The 19,287-nt window shown below is 40.6% G+C and carries 14 protein-coding genes; 10 read left to right on the top strand and 4 right to left on the bottom strand.

Features of this window, described 5'->3' with window-relative positions; all coding sequences use genetic code 11:
• Positions 1-85: 85 nt before the first annotated feature.
• Positions 86-4,108 (bottom strand): hybrid sensor histidine kinase/response regulator transcription factor, encoded by a 4,023-nt coding sequence (locus G4420_RS14580; RefSeq protein WP_163324666.1) that lies wholly within the window; start codon positions 4,106-4,108, stop codon positions 86-88.
• Between the two features lie 180 nt (positions 4,109-4,288).
• Complete coding sequence (locus tag G4420_RS14575; RefSeq protein ID WP_163324664.1) at positions 4,289-6,229, bottom strand: alpha-L-arabinofuranosidase C-terminal domain-containing protein; 1,941 nt, start codon at positions 6,227-6,229, stop codon at positions 4,289-4,291.
• Between the two features lie 338 nt (positions 6,230-6,567).
• Between G4420_RS14575 and G4420_RS14570 the strand changes: the two genes are divergently transcribed.
• The 8 genes from G4420_RS14570 to G4420_RS14535 all read left to right on the top strand — a co-directional run bounded on the left by G4420_RS14570 (position 6,568) and on the right by G4420_RS14535 (position 14,649).
• On the top strand, positions 6,568-7,902 hold the full coding sequence (locus G4420_RS14570; protein ID WP_163324662.1) for a TolC family protein: 1,335 nt from the start codon (positions 6,568-6,570) through the stop codon (positions 7,900-7,902).
• 25 nt (positions 7,903-7,927) lie between these two features.
• A complete protein-coding gene (locus G4420_RS14565; RefSeq protein WP_163324660.1) occupies positions 7,928-9,154 on the top strand; it encodes an efflux RND transporter periplasmic adaptor subunit in 1,227 nt (408 codons plus the stop codon).
• Positions 9,155-9,252: 98 nt separating this feature from the next.
• The gene (locus G4420_RS14560; RefSeq protein ID WP_163324658.1) at positions 9,253-10,005 is read left to right on the top strand and encodes an ABC transporter ATP-binding protein; all 753 of its coding nucleotides are present in this window, start codon (positions 9,253-9,255) and stop codon (positions 10,003-10,005) included.
• A 12-nt stretch (positions 10,006-10,017) separates the two neighbouring features.
• The gene (locus G4420_RS14555; protein ID WP_163324656.1) at positions 10,018-11,238 is read left to right on the top strand and encodes an ABC transporter permease; all 1,221 of its coding nucleotides are present in this window, start codon (positions 10,018-10,020) and stop codon (positions 11,236-11,238) included.
• Positions 11,239-11,438: 200 nt separating this feature from the next.
• Entirely contained in the window at positions 11,439-12,527 is a 1,089-nt protein-coding gene (locus G4420_RS14550) for a sensor histidine kinase (RefSeq protein WP_163324654.1), read from the top strand.
• Complete coding sequence (locus G4420_RS14545; protein WP_163324652.1) at positions 12,524-13,243, top strand: LytR/AlgR family response regulator transcription factor; 720 nt, start codon at positions 12,524-12,526, stop codon at positions 13,241-13,243. The genes G4420_RS14550 and G4420_RS14545 overlap by 4 nt, the downstream gene beginning before the upstream one ends.
• Positions 13,244-13,353: 110 nt before the next feature.
• Entirely contained in the window at positions 13,354-14,052 is a 699-nt protein-coding gene (locus tag G4420_RS14540; protein WP_163324650.1) for a hemerythrin domain-containing protein, read from the top strand.
• Positions 14,053-14,649, top strand: a complete 597-nt coding sequence (locus G4420_RS14535) for a response regulator transcription factor (RefSeq protein ID WP_163324648.1) — start codon at positions 14,053-14,055, stop codon at positions 14,647-14,649.
• Positions 14,650-14,654: 5 nt separating this feature from the next.
• Here G4420_RS14535 and G4420_RS14530 read toward each other — a convergent pair whose 3' ends face one another.
• Entirely contained in the window at positions 14,655-14,873 is a 219-nt protein-coding gene (locus G4420_RS14530) for a hypothetical protein (RefSeq protein WP_163324646.1), read from the bottom strand.
• A gap of 124 nt (positions 14,874-14,997) precedes the next feature.
• The gene (locus G4420_RS14525) at positions 14,998-15,921 is read right to left on the bottom strand and encodes a cation diffusion facilitator family transporter (RefSeq protein WP_163324644.1); all 924 of its coding nucleotides are present in this window, start codon (positions 15,919-15,921) and stop codon (positions 14,998-15,000) included.
• 259 nt (positions 15,922-16,180) lie between these two features.
• On the opposite strand from G4420_RS14525, the gene pflB reads away from it, so the two are divergent.
• Together pflB and pflA are read left to right on the top strand one after the other, a co-directional pair.
• Positions 16,181-18,409, top strand: a complete 2,229-nt coding sequence (gene pflB / locus G4420_RS14520; RefSeq protein WP_163324642.1) for a formate C-acetyltransferase — start codon at positions 16,181-16,183, stop codon at positions 18,407-18,409.
• A gap of 69 nt (positions 18,410-18,478) precedes the next feature.
• A complete protein-coding gene (gene pflA, locus G4420_RS14515) occupies positions 18,479-19,228 on the top strand; it encodes a pyruvate formate-lyase-activating protein (protein WP_163324640.1) in 750 nt (249 codons plus the stop codon).
• The last annotated feature ends 59 nt before the right edge of the window (positions 19,229-19,287 follow it).

The raw sequence follows: 19,287 nt of genomic DNA, 5'->3' as shown, positions 1-19,287 counted from the left end.
TTGATTAATCAATCCAAATTGTGTCGGTTTAACCTAAAATAAAAAGTCAAATTGAAATTTTAATGCCGAATATCTTAGCAGTCTTCTATTTATCGAAATAAGCTTTTGGTGTTACACCAAAATATTCTTTAAATCTTCGGCTAAAATAGGCCGGGCTTGAGAAGCCGGTTTTGTAGGCAGCTTCGGAAATGTTACATTTTCCATCAGCAATTAGCTTTACAGCCTCACGCAAACGTATAGAACGGATAAACTCGGTTGCCGAACAATCGGTTAATTTTTTCAGTTTTACATGCAACAACGAACGGCTTATACCAATTTCGTTAACAAGAAACGTTACATCAAGATTTGGCCTGTCGATGTTTTCCTTAATAAGGCTGCTGATCTTCTCAATCAGATCCTTATCCGACTCGGAAAAAGCCACATCTGTAGGCAACATTTGCACATCCGATTTAAACCGTTCGATTAAACTTTTACGTGTTGCCATCACATTTTCTATTAACTTCACAAGAATATGAGGTAAAAATGGTTTCTCAATATAGTAATCAGCTCCGGTTTGTAAACCTTCGTATTCGTTTTCCTCGCCACTTTTTGCCGTTAACAGAATTATTGGAATGTGCGAGGTGCGAATATCTGATTTTAGTTTACGGGTTAATTCAAAACCATCAATCCCCGGCATCATTACATCACTGATAATAAGATCAGGTAGTAACTCTTCAACTTTCTCCATTCCCTGTGTACCATCAATGGCAGTTTTCACCTTGTAATCATTGGTCAGCGTTTCTGAGATAAATTCCAGTAACTCACGATTATCATCAATAACCAAAATTGTTGGATTAGTGCTGAGCCGTTCTACTTCATCACGCAGTACCGGAACCTGTTTCAAATCGTCAGCCAGGGTTACATGCGGAATATACTGATCAGCTCCTATCAAAACTTCATCGTCGTTATAAGCTTTTCGCGACACAGGAAACTCAACGGTAAAAACAGCTCCCTTGCCAACGGAACTCTCCACTCCGATTGTTCCTTTGTGCAGTTTTACCAAACTGTGAACCAATGCCAACCCGATTCCCGATCCGGCAACCTGAGTTTCGTTTACTCCGTCGACATGATAAAACCGATCAAAAATCCTTTTCAACTTCGAAGGGTCAATTCCTATTCCATTATCGGCTACCGTAATTTTCAGTGTTTTATAACTTAGTTCCTCATCCATTAACTCCACCTTTACATTTACTTCCCCTCCTTCTTTCGTAAACTTCAATGCATTCGATATCAGATTGATAAGAACATTTTCCAGTTTTTGGTAATCTACCCAGATACTTGAATCCAGATTAATGGTTTCAAAGGAGAATGCAATGGATTTCGATTCAGCCGACTCAATAAAAGCTTCTTCCATATCCTTTAACATGGTGGTAATATCCTGGTGACTTACCCTGAGTTTCTCCTTTCCGTTCTCAATCTTTCTAAATTCAAGAAGCTGGTTAATAAGCATAAGCAAGCGATGGGCATTATTCATTATGCCTTTCATCTTCTTTTTTAGTGCCGGCGTAAGTTTATCATCATCGAGTATTCGTGTTAGCGGCCCTACGATTAAGGTTAATGGTGTACGAAGCTCGTGTGAAACATTGGTGAAAAACTCCAGTTTAAAGTTATTTAACTCGGTATGATATTCACGTTCCCTTCGTTCCATCTCGGCCAGGGCTTTAGATTTCTGAATACGGCTTGCCACCACAAAAAAACCGACCAACACCAATATCAAGAGTAGAAAGTAAATAAAGAATCCCCATTTTGATAACCACAAGGGAGGCTCGATAATAATTTTCAAGGTATTTGCCTTGTCTCCCCATGCCGTATTATCTGTTGAAGCTTTCACATGAAAAAAGTACTCGCCAGGACCAAGGTTGGTGTAGGTTGCAAAATCACGATTTCCAACATAATTCCATGATGTTTCAAAATTTTCAAGGTAATAGGCATACTCACAGTTTCCCTTATTCCGAAAATGTAATCCGGCATATTCAATGGTAAATACGTTTTGCTTGTACTTTAAATGAATCTCAGGGTGGAGATTGAGCGATTTTTCCAGTGCCTGTTTCTCGCCCGGCACCAGCGGCTGATTAAACAATTGCATGCCCCGGAATACCACATCAAGTTCCTTTTTTACATCCTGCTTATCTTTTTCATTAAAGGAGATCATTCCCCTGTTTGCTCCAAAATAAATTTCACCACCTTTGCTTTTGTATGACGCCCGATAGTTAAATTGCTCAAATGGTAGTCCCGATTCGCGATTATACCAAACAAGCTCTTCGGTTTCGGGTTTAAATTTTACGAGACCTTTATCTCCACTTACCCACAAATAACCGTCACGACCTTCTTCAAGACTAAAGATCCAGGAAAAAGGAAAACCATTCGATTCATTGTACTCGCATACAGAGTCGGTTTTCAGATCGTAACTATACAAACCACGCAAACAGTCGCCAATCCAAAGACGGTTTTTCGAATCGGTTTTTGCAAAGTTTATATTTCTCAGGAAACCGAATTTGTCAATCTTCCCGATCTCGTGTTTCTTTTTATCGAAATAATACGTTCCGCTATACGATGAGAACCAGATACGTTCTTCACTGTCGAACATATATTCTACCTGTACCATATCAAAAATATCGGGCCGATAGCGGGCAAATTTGCGTGTAGTGGTATTGTAAACGGCCACTCCTGCGGATGTTGAAATAAATATACTATCGCCAACATGCAACATACTGTAGATATCGTTCGACGGAAGTTCAGGATGATTTCCTGTATTAATGTATTCAAACCTGTTATTTTGAAGGTTCAAAATATTTACGCCTCCGGTATAGGTTGCAATCCATAAACGATCGGGCGTTTCAAATAGTAGATCATGTACATTATTAAACGACAGGCCATTGTTTTCGTTAATCACACTAATAATCTCATCTTTTTCAAGATCAATCCGGTTGATTCCCATATCTTCCATTCCAACCCAAATTGTACCGGTTTCATCTTCGGTAATACAACTTACTGCACTCCCTGACAGGTGCTGGTCTCCGGTGCCGGCTTGCCACACACGAAAAAACTCGGGTGTGTTGTTCCAAAAGTTTATACCTCCAAAATAAGTTCCCAACCACATGTTACCATCCCGGTCGCACAAAATATCATAAATAGGATTTGTATTAATACCCTGCGGATTTCTAATATCATGCTGATAATAGTCAAAAGACTCGCTATAAGGCGACCAAACACACAAACCATCCTCGGTTCCAATCCAAACACGGCCCTGCTGATCCTCGTTTATAACATGAACAAGATTGTGTAACAAATGCGTGTTTCCCCTATGTGTTGCAGAGAATTTGCGAGACTGACCATTGGTGAGGTTAATTTGATACAAACCATTGGCATAATTTCCAATCCACACATAATTGTTGTTATCAATATAAAAATGCGTAAGAGTAGGAACATAAATATCTTCCGACAGCTGAAAATACCTTTGTTGGTTTCTTTGCAGATCGAAAATTAGTAGCCTGTTTTTGTCGGTTACTGCCATTAACCGGTCATCTTTTTCACGAACATTAAATATTCTTTCTTCTTTTGGCAGATCTGCAAAATCAACTTTATCCCTAAAACTTTTTTCCTGATGATTTTTTGTATCAAAAAAAGAAATCGAATCCGACCTGAATATCCAAAACCCGTCTCGTGATTCTCTTATCTCCGTTACCCCTCCCAAATCATTTATATGGTCGTAGGGTTCAAAAACTTCTTTTTTTAAGTTGAAGGAATAAAAAATATTGTTGGTGTTTTGTACCAACAATATTGAGTCGGTTGTAAAATAATTCCATTTACTCCAGATATCAAATGGATTTCCCTGCTCATCAATTGCTTGAAAAGTTTTAAAGTACCTCCCATCAAAACGACAAACCGAACTACGGGTTGCTGCCCAAATAAAACCAAACTGATCCTGACAAATACTTTTAATGTATGACGAAGGCAATCCATCTTCATTAGTATAATGCGTAAAACTAAGTCTTCCCGCATTTGCACAGGCAATTCCCGAAGAAAACAGAAGTATATAAATCAGAATTATTTTAAGCCGGTTTTTCATACTATTTTAAGTGAACCTCGAATCTACAAAAGTAATAGCAGTACGTACTCTTACTATCACAAATGTCTTAAAAACTTATACAAAAAGAAAAGCTGATCATTATGATCAGCTTCTTAAATGCTTATAAATAAACAATTTTATTATTAAGGCTTTTCTTTCAATTCTTCGATTCGCTTTTTTCTATTTCTCAATTTTTACACGGCATACATAAAATGCATTTCCCTGAACTTTCAGTTTAAATCCACTTTCATTAGCCAATATCGATGAATGTGCAGGCACTAAATTATTTGGTGTCTCGCGTGTATTAATTGCGCCGGGTACGTTACTGTGTAAACAGGTAATTTTCACTTCAGCTTTTTCAATCGAGCGTTTCAGTCCTTTCAAATCAATGTCAATATCCTGGACTTCATCCGAAGCATTTACCACTTTCACGATCACTTCTGAGGTGTTTTCGTCGATTACAGCGCTGGCGTACAGACTGTCCTGCCCGGTAATATTTGCACCGTCGTCAGTAATGCTTAACACATTTGTTCCAGTGTTGTGCGCATACATTTGCTGCACGTAATAATTAGGTGTGCGCACCACCTGCAGGTTGTCGAACCAGATCATATCGGGTTTCCACTGCCATGCATCGTAATGCGCAAACAGCGGCGCGTAAGTTGCCAAATGTACAATATCAGCGTTGCGCTCCAAACCGGTCATAAAAGCAGCTTCAGAGATTGCAGCGCGCAGGTTATTATCGCGTGTTTCGTGGTGGGATGCAAATTCGCCAGCAAATACTTTTGGTCCGTTGCGGTCGTAGCTGTCGTAACGCTCGGCGTTTGCCAAAAACCACTCCGGACTGCGGTAATAATGTTCGTCCACCAAATCAACTTTAAGTTCGGTCATTTTTGGCCACAGGTAATCGAAATTCTCTCCGTCAGGTGTCGGTCCTGAAGTACCTATGATTTTTATCTCCGGATGCTTATCACGCAACACTTCCATAAATGGAATCAAACGTTCCACATAACCTTCACCCCACTGTTCGTTTCCGATGGCGAGGTATTTCAGGTTAAAAGGCTCCGGGTGCCCCATTTCGGCACGTACTTTTCCCCATTTCGAATCAACCGATCCGTTGGCAAATTCTATCAAATCAACAGCATCTTCAATATAAGGTTCCAAATCGTCAACATGCACACATTCTTCGCTTTCGTACTGACATGCCAATCCACAACTAATTACAGGAAGTGGCTCAGCCCCCAAGTCTTCGCTCAGCAAAAAGTACTCGTAAAATCCTAAACCATAAGTTTGGTAGTAATCTGGGAAAAATCGGTGTTTAAAGGTGTAATTCCAGCGGTTTTCGTTCAACGGTCTGTTTTCTACAGGGCCAACACTGTTTTTCCACTGGTAGCGGGTTTCCAGCGTATTTCCTTCGATGATACATCCGCCGGGAAAACGAAATACTCCGGGATTCAGTTCATAAAGTGCTTCAACAAGGTCTTTACGCAAACCATTTTCGCGGTTTTTCCAGGTTTCAGTTGGGAACATCGAAATATGATCCAGGTCAACTTCTCCGGCCGTTTTCAAAAACAAACGTACTTTTCCTTTTGCGTCGGTAGCATTCGATTTGATAATACATTCGTATTTCTCCCAGCTATTGCCCGTTACAAGCAATTCCCCTTTTCCAATCACTTCATCGCCGGAACTAACCAACTCTATTCCGAATTTCTTTTCGTCACCATCCAACGAGCGGGCATAAAACGAAAACCGGTAAGAATCGTTCTTTTTAAAACCAATTCCTCTGAAACCATTATTTTCAAGGCCGGTGCCACGTCGCAAACCAGTTTCATTTAAACGAACGTAATTTGGATTTCGATCGAAACATGGATTTTCACTCTTCACGTCCACATTTCCAAAAGGCAACCACCCCACAAAAGGCTGATCGAACTCGAACGAACGGTTTTTAATTAGCTCGGCATAAAGGCCACCATCGGCACCAAAATTAATATCCTCGAAAAACACACCGTACATATCCGGCTGAACGGTTGCTCCGGTTTTAGCCACATCAACTTCAAAATTCTTTTGGGCAAATAAACTCTGGCTCCAAATGGCCATCAAAAAAATAATCGCTCTAAACTTCATCTATTATTGGTTTTAATATTTCTTTCTACTATTATGACGCAAAAAGGCTTTAAACGGACTACGATAAACCATTCAATTTTTAAGGTCGCAACGAAATTACAAATATTCGATAGTTGGAGCTGATAGTTTTTCAGCAAAAAGGATCACAAATTCAACTGAAACTATTTTTTGTATGATAAAAAAGAGGAAATAGTAAAACACGATAACCCCGCAATAGCCATAAACCGCCATACGTAAACTTTCCCAATCCGTCGATAAAATCGTCCGGTTCTTCTATTCTGTTCTTTTAAGCGATTCATCTCCAGTATCTTTATTCCCGGAAATAATAACGTAAAGCTATGAATAGAATAAAAACAATCTTCTTCGTAATCGCAATAAGTCTACCGACTTTATTGTTTGCACAAAACGATACAGCAACCAAGACGTGGAGCCTTAACGATTGTATCGATTACGCATTAACGCAAAACGTTTCGGTGCGCCAGAGCATTTTGGCCAATGCGTCGAATGAACTCAACAAAAATCAGGCGGAAGCCAACAAACTTCCCTCGTTAAGTGCTTCTGCACGCCAGAATTTTAGCTGGTCGAAATCAGAAGATCTGCTTACCGATGATTCTGATTTTACAGGAAACAACAACACCAGCTATGGTGTGAATTCAAACATTACCATTTACAATGCAAAACGTTTGAACAACCTGATTAAACAGGCCGAACTGGATATGCAAAGTGGAATTTACGACTCGGAAACGATTAAAGAGTCTATCTCGCTGAGCATTTTAAATGCTTTTTTGCAGGTTGTATTTTTAGATGAGAATGTAAAAAATGCACAAAACCAGTTGAATGCCACCACCGAGCAACTCAACCTGTCGGAAGCACGTTTACAGGCCGGTGTTATTTCGCGTTCCGATTATTTGCAGGTAAAATCGCAACTGGCAAACGAGAAACTGAGTTTGGCAAACGCAAAAAGCAACTATGCCATTTCGAAAGTTAGCCTGATGCAATTGATGGAGCTACCTGTTGACGACAACTTTGAGGTACTTCGCCCGAACCTGGAGGAATTAACCAATGAAAATCTTACTCCGGTTGCCTCTGAGGTTTACGCTACGGCACTGACTATTAAACCACAAATTAAAAGTGCCGGATACCAAAAAGAAAGCGCTGCCTTGAATGAAAAAATTGCTGCTGCCGGTTTTTACCCAACCATCAGTGCCGATGCAGGCTTATCGACCGGTTATTCGAGCTACAATACATCTAATTATTTCGGACAATTGGGAGATCAGTTCACTCCTTCGGTTGGCGTTTCAGTGTCCATCCCAATTTTCCAGAAAAAGCAAATTAAAACGAGCGTAGCACTGGCAAAAATTGGTTACAGCAATGCAGAACTAAGGGAAATCGATACCAAAAACCAATTACGTAAAGAGATTGAACAAGCTTGTGTTGATGTGCTTTCGGCACAAATAGAATTTGAAGCCAACAAGGAAAGTTATTCGTCATACCTGGAATCGTACGAACTGGCGCAGGAAAAATTCAATAACGGACTGATCAACTCGGTTGATTTCCTTTTCGAGCGAAACAACCTGATCACCTCTGAAAGTCAGCTGTTACAATCCAAATTCAACCTGATATTCAGCTACAAAATCCTTGATTTCTATCAGGGCAATCCAATCACTTTATAAACCGAAAAAATTAAAACGAAATATCATGAAGAAAAAAACAATTATCATTATCGCATTACTGCTTATCGTTCTGGTATCGGCCGCATTAGTTTTAAAACCTAATAAGGTTGATGTAAGTCAGATCGATATTCAAACCGCAAAAGCAGGACAAGGAAACATTAGCAATGTTGTGGAATCAACCGGAACATTGGAAGCCATTACAACAGTTGAAGTGGGTACACAGGTATCGGGAATTGTAGATGAACTCTATGTCGATTACAACTCGTATGTAAAAAAAGGCCAGTTGCTGGCAAAAATCGACACCACTAACCTGGCAGCACAACTGGAGCAAAGCCAGGCAACTTTAGACAATGCTAAAGCCGAGCTCGATTACCAGCAGGCTACCTACAACCGTATGGCGCCACTGAACGATAAACAATTGATTTCGCAAACTGATTTCGACCAGTTGGTTTATAATTTAAACAAAGCGAAAGCCAGTTACAACAACGCTATGGCGCAGCACAAACGCAACAAGATTAATCTGGATTATGCGTTGATCTACTCACCTATTGATGGAGTTGTTTTGAATAAAGAAGTGGAAGAAGGACAGACTGTTGCTGCAAGTTTTAACACGCCTACCCTTTTCACCATTGCCAACGACCTTACACAAATGCAGGTTGAGGCCGACATTGATGAAGCGGATATAGGCCATATTAAAGAAGGACAACGTGTTGAATTTACTGTGGATGCCTATCCGGAAACCGTGTTTGAAGGAAAAGTTACTCAATTGCGTTGGGAGCCAACAGTTACAAACAATGTGGTTACCTATACCATTATTATTGATGCGCCAAACCCGGATTACAAGCTTATGCCGGGAATGACAGCCACTATTCAGGTTTATGTGTTGGAGAAAAACGATATTCTGGTAGTTCCAAGTAAAGCGCTTCGTTTTAATCCCGACCAAAAATTACTGATGAGCTACATGAGCCAGCAAACCAAACCGGAAATACCGGAAGGACAAGTTCCTCCTGCAATGGGAAGTATGCCACCACAGGCTGCTAACGGAGCAACAATGGTTTGGGTAAAAGAAGGAACCAACATTCATCCTGTTCCGGTAAAAATTGGAATGAACGACGACATTAACGCTGAAATTCTTTCGGGAATAAAAAGCGGACAAGAGGTAATACTCAGCATGGAACAAAAAGGAGCAAATGAAACCGCAGCCAGAGCAGGTGGCAATCCATTTATGCCTGGCCCTCCGGGAAGAAGGTAGGAATCGAGAGTGGAGGAATAGTGGAATCGGGAATGAAGAATAGAAATCCAGGATCAAGTATCCAGAATCCAGTATCCAGAATCAAAAAAAAGAAAAAAATGAGTAAAGCAATTATAAAAGTATCAGATCTGCGAAAAGACTATCATGTTGGTGAAATGACCGTACATGCGCTTCGCGGAGTTGATATGGAAATTCACGAAGGAGACTTTGCCGCCATTATGGGAGCCAGTGGCTCGGGCAAATCCACCATGCTTAACATCCTGGGTTGCCTCGACAAACCAAGTTATGGCGAATATCAGCTCGATGGAGTGAACATGGGAACAATGAACAAAAATCAGCTGGCAGGATTGCGCAACAACAAACTGGGGTTTATATTTCAGTCGTACAACCTGCTGCCTCGCACAACAGCGTTAGAAAATGTAGAACTACCGCTTTTCTATAATTCAAAAGTAAAGACCAAAGAAAGAAAAGAACGTGCCAAACACGCGTTGGAACAGGTAGGATTGGCCGACAGGATGGATCACATGCCCAATCAGTTATCCGGTGGACAACAGCAACGTGTGGCCATTGCCCGCTCGCTGGTGAACGACCCGGTGGTTATTCTGGCCGACGAGGCAACCGGTAACCTCGACACCCGCACTTCTTACGAAATCATGGAACTGTTTCAGCGGTTGAACGACAACGGAAAAACCATTGTATTTGTAACGCACGAACCGGATATTGCCCGTTTTATGAAACGCAACATTGTTTTTAGGGATGGCAGAATACAAAAGGAATCGTTGGTTACCGATCGATTTAATGCAACACAACTGATCGAAGCACTTCCGGTAGAAGAGGATTATGAATCTTAAAAACAACGAGAAATGAACTATATAAATCTCACAAAAATAGCAACCACTGCCCTGAAAAGAAACAAGTTCAGAGCCATACTTACTATGCTTGGTATTATTATCGGTGTTGGTTCGGTAATCGCGATGCTTTCCATTGGTGAATCATCAAAACAAAGTATCCGCGAGGAGATGTCGGACATGGGAACCAACATGATCTTTGTAATGCCTGGTCAGCAACGTCGTGGCGGTGTTATGATGGGTAATTCAAATACAAAAACGCTGACACTAAACGACATTGAAGCACTGCGAAAAGAAGCAAAGAACATTACCGAAGTATCGCCACAGGTAAGCACCAGTGGACAGGCGGTTAACGGCAACAACAACTGGCCAACAACCATTTACGGCGTTGATATCCCGTATCTCGATATCCGCAAATATGAGTTGGAAGACGGCCGTGTTTTTACCGAAAAAGAAATAAAGTCGCTGGCAAAAGTCTGCATTGTTGGACAAACTGTAATCGAAAATGTTTTTAATGAAAATGTTGATCCGATCGGGCAAACCATTCGTTTTGGAGGCATTCCGCTAAAGGTAATTGGCGTTTTGAAAGAAAAAGGCGAAAACGGCATGGGAATGGACCAGGATGATATGATCATTGCACCGTACACATCAGTTCAGCGACGCATGTTGGCGATTACACATATTCAATCGATATATGCCTCCGCAATAAGCGAAGAACAGTCGGATGCAGCCATCGAAGAAATTGAAACGATTTTACGCCAGCAGCACAAATTAAAAGAAGGAGACGAGGATGATTTCCAGGTACGTTCGCAAGCCGAAATGGTGGAAATGGTTTCGTCGGTTACCGATATGCTCACTTTGCTTTTAGGGGCTGTAGCAGGAATATCGTTGTTGGTTGGCGGTATCGGAATTATGAATATCATGTTTGTGTCGGTTACCGAACGCACCAAAGAAATCGGGCTGCGCATGTCGGTTGGCGGACGCGGATTTGACATCATGATGCAATTCCTGTTCGAAGCGGTTATGCTAAGTATACTGGGAGGTATTATCGGAATAATTTTCGGCACAGCGCTCTCCTACCTGGCGTCATTTGCATTAAACATGCCTTTTGTTGTCGACACTCAGGCAGTTGGATTATCGTTCCTTGTTTGTAGCGTAATCGGTATATTTTTCGGATGGTACCCTGCACGCAAAGCAGCGAACCTCGACCCGATTGATGCAGTACGACATGAGTAAACATAAAAGCCAAAATTCGCAAACTACTAGTGGGTTTTGGTTTTAATTATAATACCGATGAAACAACAAAATGTCGCAAAATTTCACTTCGTTCCTTTACTCCTTTGTTGTAATATCGGCATTAACCATTGTAAATATAAAATTTGCTTTCGCGGCATTTTATATAACAATTGATTTAACTTTGTTAAAAACCACTAAGAATGAACAAACTTCAGGCAAAACGACACAGTCTTCCAATTATAATGCATCTGCTGGTGTGGCTGGTCTTGATTATTTTACCCCAAATTATAATAAGCCGTTATTCAGGAAACAACAATTTTATTGCCTGGGGATTTTATTTAAATGCCTTTATTATAGGCGTCATTTTTTACATCAATTATTTCTGGTTGGTTCCAAAGTTTTACATGAACAACAAAAAGGCATTGTTCTTTCTTTTGGCAATTGTAGTTGTTATTTGCTTTTATTTTATTCTCGATTACTCCAACCATATTTTTCATAGTCCGGATCGCGACCGGCGAATAGCAGAGTCAATTGAAGAACAAGCACGCAGCGAGCAACGGTTTCAGCGCCCTCCATTTAAGTTGATGCAAATTTATGGCTACAGCCTGCTATCGATTGTTATTGTAGGTTTTTCGATTGGTTTGCGAGCCATTGAACAATACACGGCCAGCGAAAAACGCCAGAAAGAACTGGAAAAAGAAAAGCTGAACTCAGAGCTTGCATTTCTGAAAAACCAGGTAAGCCCGCATTTCTTTTTTAATACGCTGAATAATATTTATTCGATGGTAGCCATAAATACCGACGATGCGCAGGCCGCCATCTTAAAACTTTCGAAACTGATGCGCTACCTTTTATACGAGTCGGAACACGGAGAAACCATGCTTTCGGCAGAGGTAGAATTTATGCATCACTACATTGATTTAATGCAGCTACGTGTTTCGCAAAAAGTGGACATTCAGATTGATTTGCCCGACAACCAGAACGACCTTAAAATACCACCTTTGCTATTTATTCCGTTTATTGAAAACGCTTTTAAACACGGCATCAGCTACCGCGACAAATCGTTTATAAAGGTGGAAATGAAAACTGAGGCTGAAAAGGTATTTTTCATGTGCAAGAACAGCGTGGCTAAAGAAAAAGTAGAAAAACGCGATGAAAATCATTCGGGCATCGGACTTGAGAATGTGAAAAAAAGACTGAACTTGCTGTTTGCCGGAAAATACGATTTGAACATCGAATCGACACCGGAGATCTTTAGTGTAAATCTTGAAATTGATACTGCCAAATGATACGAACCATTGCCATCGACGACGAACCTCTTGCACTTCAGTTGGTAACTTCATATGTAGAGAAAACGCCAATACTGGAATTTAAAGGTGCTTTTGATAACCCGATCGATGCAATGGAATTTATGGATCAGAACGAGGTGGATCTCATTTTTCTGGATATTGAAATGCCCGACCTAAATGGGCTTGAATTCACACGAATTCTGACCAACAAACCCAAGATTATTTTTACAACAGCCTACGAAAAATATGCACTGCAGGGTTTTAAACTCGATGCCATCGATTACCTGTTAAAACCTTTCAGTTACGAAGAGTTTTACAAAGCCACCGAAAAAGCAAAAAAACAAATTGCATACGAACGTGCAGAGAAAAAAGGCGACGAAGTGGATTCGAATCACGAATTTCTTTTCCTGAAATCGGAGTACAAAATACGCCGCATTAACTTTAACGAAATTATTTACATTGAAGGATTAAAAGATTACGTGAAGGTTTTTCTAAAAGACGAGCCAAAACCGGTCATGTCGTTAAGTTCGCTTAAAGCACTTGAGGCCAAACTACCGGAGGAGAAATTTATGCGTGTCCACCGTTCTTTTATCGTTAACCTCGAAAAAATTGGGACCATCGAACGCAGCCGGATTGTTTTTGGCAAAGTTTACATTCCGGTAAGCGAGCAGTACAAAGACAACTTCAACAATTTTATAAAGAACAATTTCCTTTAGGATTAATAATCATCTCAATTATCAATTTTCTTCGAAAAAAAGACCTGTCAAACCACCTATATTGATTTTGTCTAAATAAAAATTATAATTTTACCCTCAAATTATTTTGCATGGGATCAAAGCAGGAACAAATTCAGAAAAACATAAAAATGTCGAAACTGCTTTTCAGCCACCCACAGTTAATACTTGTGCTTGAGCGGTTTGGAATAAAGTTAGGCGTACGGGAAAAAACAGTTGAGGAGATTTGCTTGGAAAATAATATCAGCCCCAAAGTATTTTTAATGGTGGCCAACCTCAACATCAACAGCTCGTATCATCAGGATTTGAATTTTAGTGCTCATGAAATTAAGCAGATAGTAAATTACCTGATGAAATCTCATGCCTACTACTCCGTCGAGGTTTTCCCTGAAATTATTGAGAACATTCACCTGATGAGTGAATTCAGTCAGAAGCCGGAAATGCAGTTGGTTGAACGTTTTTTTAATGATTATAAACATGAAGTTGACCAGCATTTTGATTACGAAAACAACACGGTTTTCCCGTACATTCTGAAACTGATTGACACCAATGCCGCCGAAAATTATTCGGTGATTGATTACCGGGAGCATCACGACGATATTCAGGAAAAACTCGATGATGTAAAAAAACTACTGATCGAGCATCTTCCGCAAAAGGCAGACAATAACCTGAGGCGCAAAATATTATTTGCGCTTTTCGATTTAGATGCGGATCTGCAAACGCATTCAAAAATTGAAAATGAGATTTTAATTCCACAGGTGGAACAATTTGAAAAACAAGGCTTCGAATAATTGGGAACGCGCTGTAAAATACTGATCATTGAACCTTCCGTGATTATTCGCGAAGGAATTGCTGCCATTTTGCAACAAATGAAAGACAGCGTAGAACTGTCGTTTGCCGAAACGGTTGAAGAGGCCTTCAAGTTTGGACAATCCGATCAGTTTAAGATTGTAATCATTAATCCGGTTACGCTAAACAATTCGAAAAAGAATTTGAACAACCTGCTCACACTTTATAATAAAACCAATATTGTGGGTTTGATTTCCAATCATTACGACCGAACGCTTTACGATAATTTTGCCGATAATATTTTTATTACCGACAGGTACGAAACCATTACGCAGATTATTTCGAAACATTTTAAAACAACACCTGCCGTAAACAACGACATCGATAATACCTTAAGCGAAAGAGAAATTGACGTACTAAAGTTGCTGGCAACCGGAAAATCGAATAAAGAAATAGCCGAGCAACTCTTTATCAGTATCCACACGGTTATTTCGCACCGCAAAAACATCAGTAATAAAATTGGTGTGAAATCTACAGCCGCACTGGTTATTTATGCTGTTGCCAATGGTTTAATTGATGTTGATGGCTTTACGGAATAAATTGATCACCAACTTCCGAGTTTAATCATAAGAAACAGTAAAGGAGCTACAATCATTAAGGTGATTAAGGCTTTGCTAATGAATTTCCCTTTTTCTTTTCGGAACAAAACCCACCCAATCAATCCTGCGATAATGAGATAAAATGAAAAGTCGATAAAAACCGACGACACCAGCTCGTTTTGCGATGAGTTAACCGTGAGTGATGATATAAATGAAAAAATCATACGCTTGTCGTTTAAAAATTACCAGTGTAAAATTCAGTTTTTTTTAGCTGGCTGACAATCGCGTAAAATGATGATTCTGATTGCAGATCATTCCCTTAAAAAGGGGAATTAAGACAAATAAGTCTTAATGTGCGAGCAGTTCAGTATTGTTGTTGCAACAGTCGTAACCGGCCTGCAACGTTATGTGTTCAATACCAAACTTATCGTGAAGTAGTTTCTCCGCTTTTGCGCGAACTTCCATTAACTCCAACATACTAATGTTACCTTCCATATTAATATGTGCCTCCAAATGAATCTGTGTATCATCGAGCTTCCAAACATGAATATGATGAATGTTATCGATCTCCGGAATCTTCTCAACTTCCTCTTTTATACTTCCCAAATCAATATTTGTGGGTGTCGACTGCATTAAAATATCAACCGTTTCTTTTACCACATCCCAGGTATGATAAATAATGTAAATACCCACCAAAACAGTAATCAGCGGATCGATCCAGAAAACCTCGAATTTCCAAATGGCAATACCACCAATAATTACCGCCACCGACGAAAATGTATCGCCCAGTAAATGCAGGTAGGCAGCTCGTACGTTCAGGTTGTGGTTTTTGTCCTTATTCAGCACAAAAACCGAAATCAGATTGGCCAGCAAACCAAATGTAGCCACAATAAACATGATCTTTCCTTTAATCGGCTCCGGATTTACAAAACGTTCGTAGGCTTCAAAAAACAGGTACAAACAAATCCCAATCAGCACCACTCCGTTAAAAAGAGCCGCCAGTATTTCAACGCGTTTATAACCAAAAGTCTTTTGTTCATCCGAAGGTTTCCGGCTTCGTTTACCTGCCAAAAAAGCAATAAAAATAGCCGACGAATCGCCCAGATTATGCAATGCATCAGACAGTAACGACAAACTGTTCGAGATAATTCCACCGATTACCTGTACCACTGTAATAGAAAGATTTAAAACCGTTACCCACAGTAATTTTTTCCCACTTACTTCGTGATGATGATGGTGATGATGCCCATGATCGTGATGATGATCTGCCATTTCTATTCAGTTTTCAATAAATACAAATATGAGCGATTATAGTTTAACCTCAACTATTATTCGCTCGATATTTCCGGGTCCATTTCAAAAGAAAAAAATTCAAACCAATTGCAATATTACCGGAATTTTAGGCAAAGATTAAGACATTAACAAGAAAGCAAAATCCCCACAAATAGGGATATTACAAGAAGTTTTTTAGCAGTACTTTTGCGAACAAATTGGTTTAGTAAGAGTTTATTTTAGAAAAAGGTAAAAGTTTATGGATTTAGAAAACACTTTCAAAACAGGACGATGGTGCAAAGCCATTGAAGTGAAAGATTTTGTAACTTTAAATATCACCCCGTACACCGGCGATCACAAATTTCTGGAAGGCCCCACAGCACGCACCAGCAAATTATGGGACATTTGTAAAGATGCCCTTAAAGAAGAGCGCCAGAACAATGGTTTACGCGATGTGGATGTAAATATAGTTTCGGGATTGACGGCTTTCGAGGCCGGATACATCGACAAAGAAAGCGAAGTAATTGTTGGCCTGCAAACCGACAAATTGCTAAAACGTGCCATGAAACCTTACGGAGGTTACAACGTGGTAAAAAAGGCTTTATCGGAACACGGTTTAAAACCAAATCCTGTCGTTCACGAGAGTTTTAGCAAGTACACCAAAACTCACAACGATGGAGTTTTTGATGCCTACACCGATGAGATCCGGAAATTCCGCTCGCTGGGATTCCTGACAGGTTTACCTGATAATTATGCCCGCGGACGAATTATTGGCGACTACCGCCGTGTTGCGTTATACGGTATCAACCGTTTGATTGAAGGCAAAAAGGAAGACCTGGAAAAAATCACCGGTCCGATGACTGATGCTACCATTCGTTTGCGTGAAGAAGTTTCGGAGCAACTCCGCGCTTTGAGCGACATGATCGAAATGGGTAAAATTTACGGTTTAGATCTTTCGCGCCCGGCACAAAATGGACAGGAAGCCGTTCAGTGGACTTACATGGCTTACCTTGCTGCGGTTAAAGAACAAGACGGTGCTGCCATGTCGTTAGGTAGTGTTTCGTCTTTCCTCGATATTTTTATCGAAAAGGATATCCAAGACGGAAAAATTACCGAAACCGATGCGCAGGAATACATCGACCAGTTTGTAATGAAACTGCGTATGGTTCGTCACCTTCGTATGGAAGCATACGACCAGATCTTTGCCGGCGACCCAACCTGGGTAACCGAAAGTATTGGTGGGTTGCTGATCGACGGACGAAGCAAAGTGACCAAAACTTCGTTCCGTTTCCTGAATACACTTTACAATCTGGGGCCTTCGCCGGAGCCAAATATTACTATTCTTTGGTCGAAAAACCTGCCAAAAGGTTTTAAAGATTATTGCGCCAAAGTATCTATTGAAACCTCATCAATTCAGTACGAAAACGATGATTTGATGCGTACCAGCTCAAATTGCGACGACTACGGAATTGCTTGTTGTGTATCGATGCAGGAGCTTGGTAAACACATTCAGTTTTTTGGCGCACGTACCAACCTGGCAAAAACACTGCTTTTAGCCATAAACAGCGGACGCTGCGAGAATACAGGAACACAAATGGTGGATGGAATTCCATTTATTGAAGAGGAATACCTGGATTATGCCAAAGTAATCGACAACTTTAAAATAGCCATGAAAGAAGTGGCGCGTGTATACAACGAAGCGATGAACATCATCCACTATATGCACGACAAATATTACTACGAAAAAGCTCAAATGGCGCTGATCGATACCAATCCGAAAATTAATATCGCTTACGGTATTGCAGGATTATCGATTGTTGCCGATTCGCTTTCGGCCATTAAACATGCCAAAGTAAAACCAATTCGCGATGAAAACGGCCTAACAGTGGATTTCCAGATCGAAGGCGATTTCCCGAAATATGGTAACGACGACGACCGTGTTGACCACATTGCACGTGATGTGGTGGAGCATTTTAACCTGGAGCTTGAAAAACTTCCGGTTTACAAAAATGCTATGCCAACCATGTCGGTACTAACCATTACATCGAATGTGGTGTACGGAAAGAAAACCGGTGCTACACCTGACGGACGTGCCAAAGGAGTTGCCTTTGCGCCTGGTGCCAACCCAATGCACGGACGCGATACACACGGAGTAATTGCGTCGCTAAATTCGGTGGCTAAAATCGATTATAAAGATTCGAAAGACGGTATTTCAAATACGCTTTCAGTAGTTCCAAAATCGTTGGGATCAACACCTGAAATGCGTATTGAAAACCTGGTTCGCACGCTCGACGGATATTTTGGGTGCAATGCACAGCACTTAAATGTAAATGTGCTCGACCGCGACACGCTGCTTCATGCCATGGAGCATCCTGAAGACCACCCGCAGTTAACGATTCGGGTATCGGGCTACGCTGTAAACTTTGTTCGTTTAACACGCGAACAGCAGCAGGAAGTGCTTACGCGTTCGTTCCACGAAACAATGTAATTATTCATTAAATACTACACAAGCATGCCGACCGGATAAACTGGTTGGCATGTTTTTGTGTTAAATAGTATGTCTCCAACTGAAAATAAATTAATCGTCCATTCCATCGAATCGTTTGGTACACACGATGGCCCGGGAATTCGTTTGGTCGTGTTTCTACAGGGCTGCAACCTGCAGTGTAAATACTGTCAGAATGCAGATACCATTGCCTTAAAAGGCGGAACATCAACCGAAATCGAGAGCCTGGTAAAACGTGCCATAAATATGAAAACTTACTTTGGCGATGATGGCGGAGTTACCGTTTCGGGAGGAGAACCCATGTTGCAGAGTAAGGCACTGATTCCCTTTTTTGAGGGCTTGAAAAAAGAAGGTATCCATACAAATATTGATACCAACGGTTTGATACGAACAGCTGAGGCAAAACATCTGATTTCGGAACTGGCCGACCTCGTAATGTTTGATGTGAAAGCAACCACAGAAGAGGGATTCAAAACGATTACAGGTGCCAAAGGACTTGATCGATTGTTGGAGAACATTCAACTTCGCGAGCAAAGTAAAAAACCATACTGGCTTCGTTATGTGCTGGTTCCGGGTTACACGGATAGCGAGGAATCGTTACGTTGGTTAATCGAAACTTTCTCCGAAAACAATCACCTGGAAAAATTTGAAATACTCCCCTACCACAAACTGGGAATTTACAAATGGGAGTCGTTGGGAATGGACTACCAGTTTAAGGAGGTAGAAGAGAACACGCCCGAACAAATCGAGCGGGCTTTTGAAATGCTAAAACCGCATTTTAAGGATGTAATTGTGAAATAACAAGCTTCGAGTATCGAGCAACGAGTATCTAGAATCAAGTATCTAGCATCAAGTATCTA

Origin of the sequence: Draconibacterium mangrovi (assembly GCF_010586825.1) — a bacterium.
GTDB classification, from domain to species: domain Bacteria; phylum Bacteroidota; class Bacteroidia; order Bacteroidales; family Prolixibacteraceae; genus Draconibacterium; species Draconibacterium mangrovi.
The sequence above is the reverse complement of the archived record's forward strand: the minus strand, read 5'-3'. Positions and strand labels throughout refer to the sequence as shown.

Excerpts from the sequence above, each read along its gene's own strand:
- G4420_RS14560 (WP_163324658.1), top strand. The coding sequence starts at position 9,253 with ATGAGTAAAGCAATTATAAAAGTATCAGATCTGCGAAAAGACTATCAT.
- G4420_RS14570 (WP_163324662.1), top strand. The coding sequence starts at position 6,568 with ATGAATAGAATAAAAACAATCTTCTTCGTAATCGCAATAAGTCTACCG.
- G4420_RS14575 (WP_163324664.1), bottom strand. The coding sequence starts at position 6,229 with ATGAAGTTTAGAGCGATTATTTTTTTGATGGCCATTTGGAGCCAGAGT.
- G4420_RS14545 (WP_163324652.1), top strand. The coding sequence starts at position 12,524 with ATGATACGAACCATTGCCATCGACGACGAACCTCTTGCACTTCAGTTG.
- G4420_RS14555 (WP_163324656.1), top strand. The coding sequence starts at position 10,018 with ATGAACTATATAAATCTCACAAAAATAGCAACCACTGCCCTGAAAAGA.
- pflB (WP_163324642.1), top strand. The coding sequence starts at position 16,181 with ATGGATTTAGAAAACACTTTCAAAACAGGACGATGGTGCAAAGCCATT.
- G4420_RS14580 (WP_163324666.1), bottom strand. The coding sequence starts at position 4,108 with ATGAAAAACCGGCTTAAAATAATTCTGATTTATATACTTCTGTTTTCT.
- G4420_RS14550 (WP_163324654.1), top strand. The coding sequence starts at position 11,439 with ATGAACAAACTTCAGGCAAAACGACACAGTCTTCCAATTATAATGCAT.
- G4420_RS14525 (WP_163324644.1), bottom strand. The coding sequence starts at position 15,921 with ATGGCAGATCATCATCACGATCATGGGCATCATCACCATCATCATCAC.
- G4420_RS14565 (WP_163324660.1), top strand. The coding sequence starts at position 7,928 with ATGAAGAAAAAAACAATTATCATTATCGCATTACTGCTTATCGTTCTG.
- G4420_RS14540 (WP_163324650.1), top strand. The coding sequence starts at position 13,354 with ATGGGATCAAAGCAGGAACAAATTCAGAAAAACATAAAAATGTCGAAA.
- pflA (WP_163324640.1), top strand. The coding sequence starts at position 18,479 with ATGTCTCCAACTGAAAATAAATTAATCGTCCATTCCATCGAATCGTTT.
- G4420_RS14530 (WP_163324646.1), bottom strand. The coding sequence starts at position 14,873 with ATGATTTTTTCATTTATATCATCACTCACGGTTAACTCATCGCAAAAC.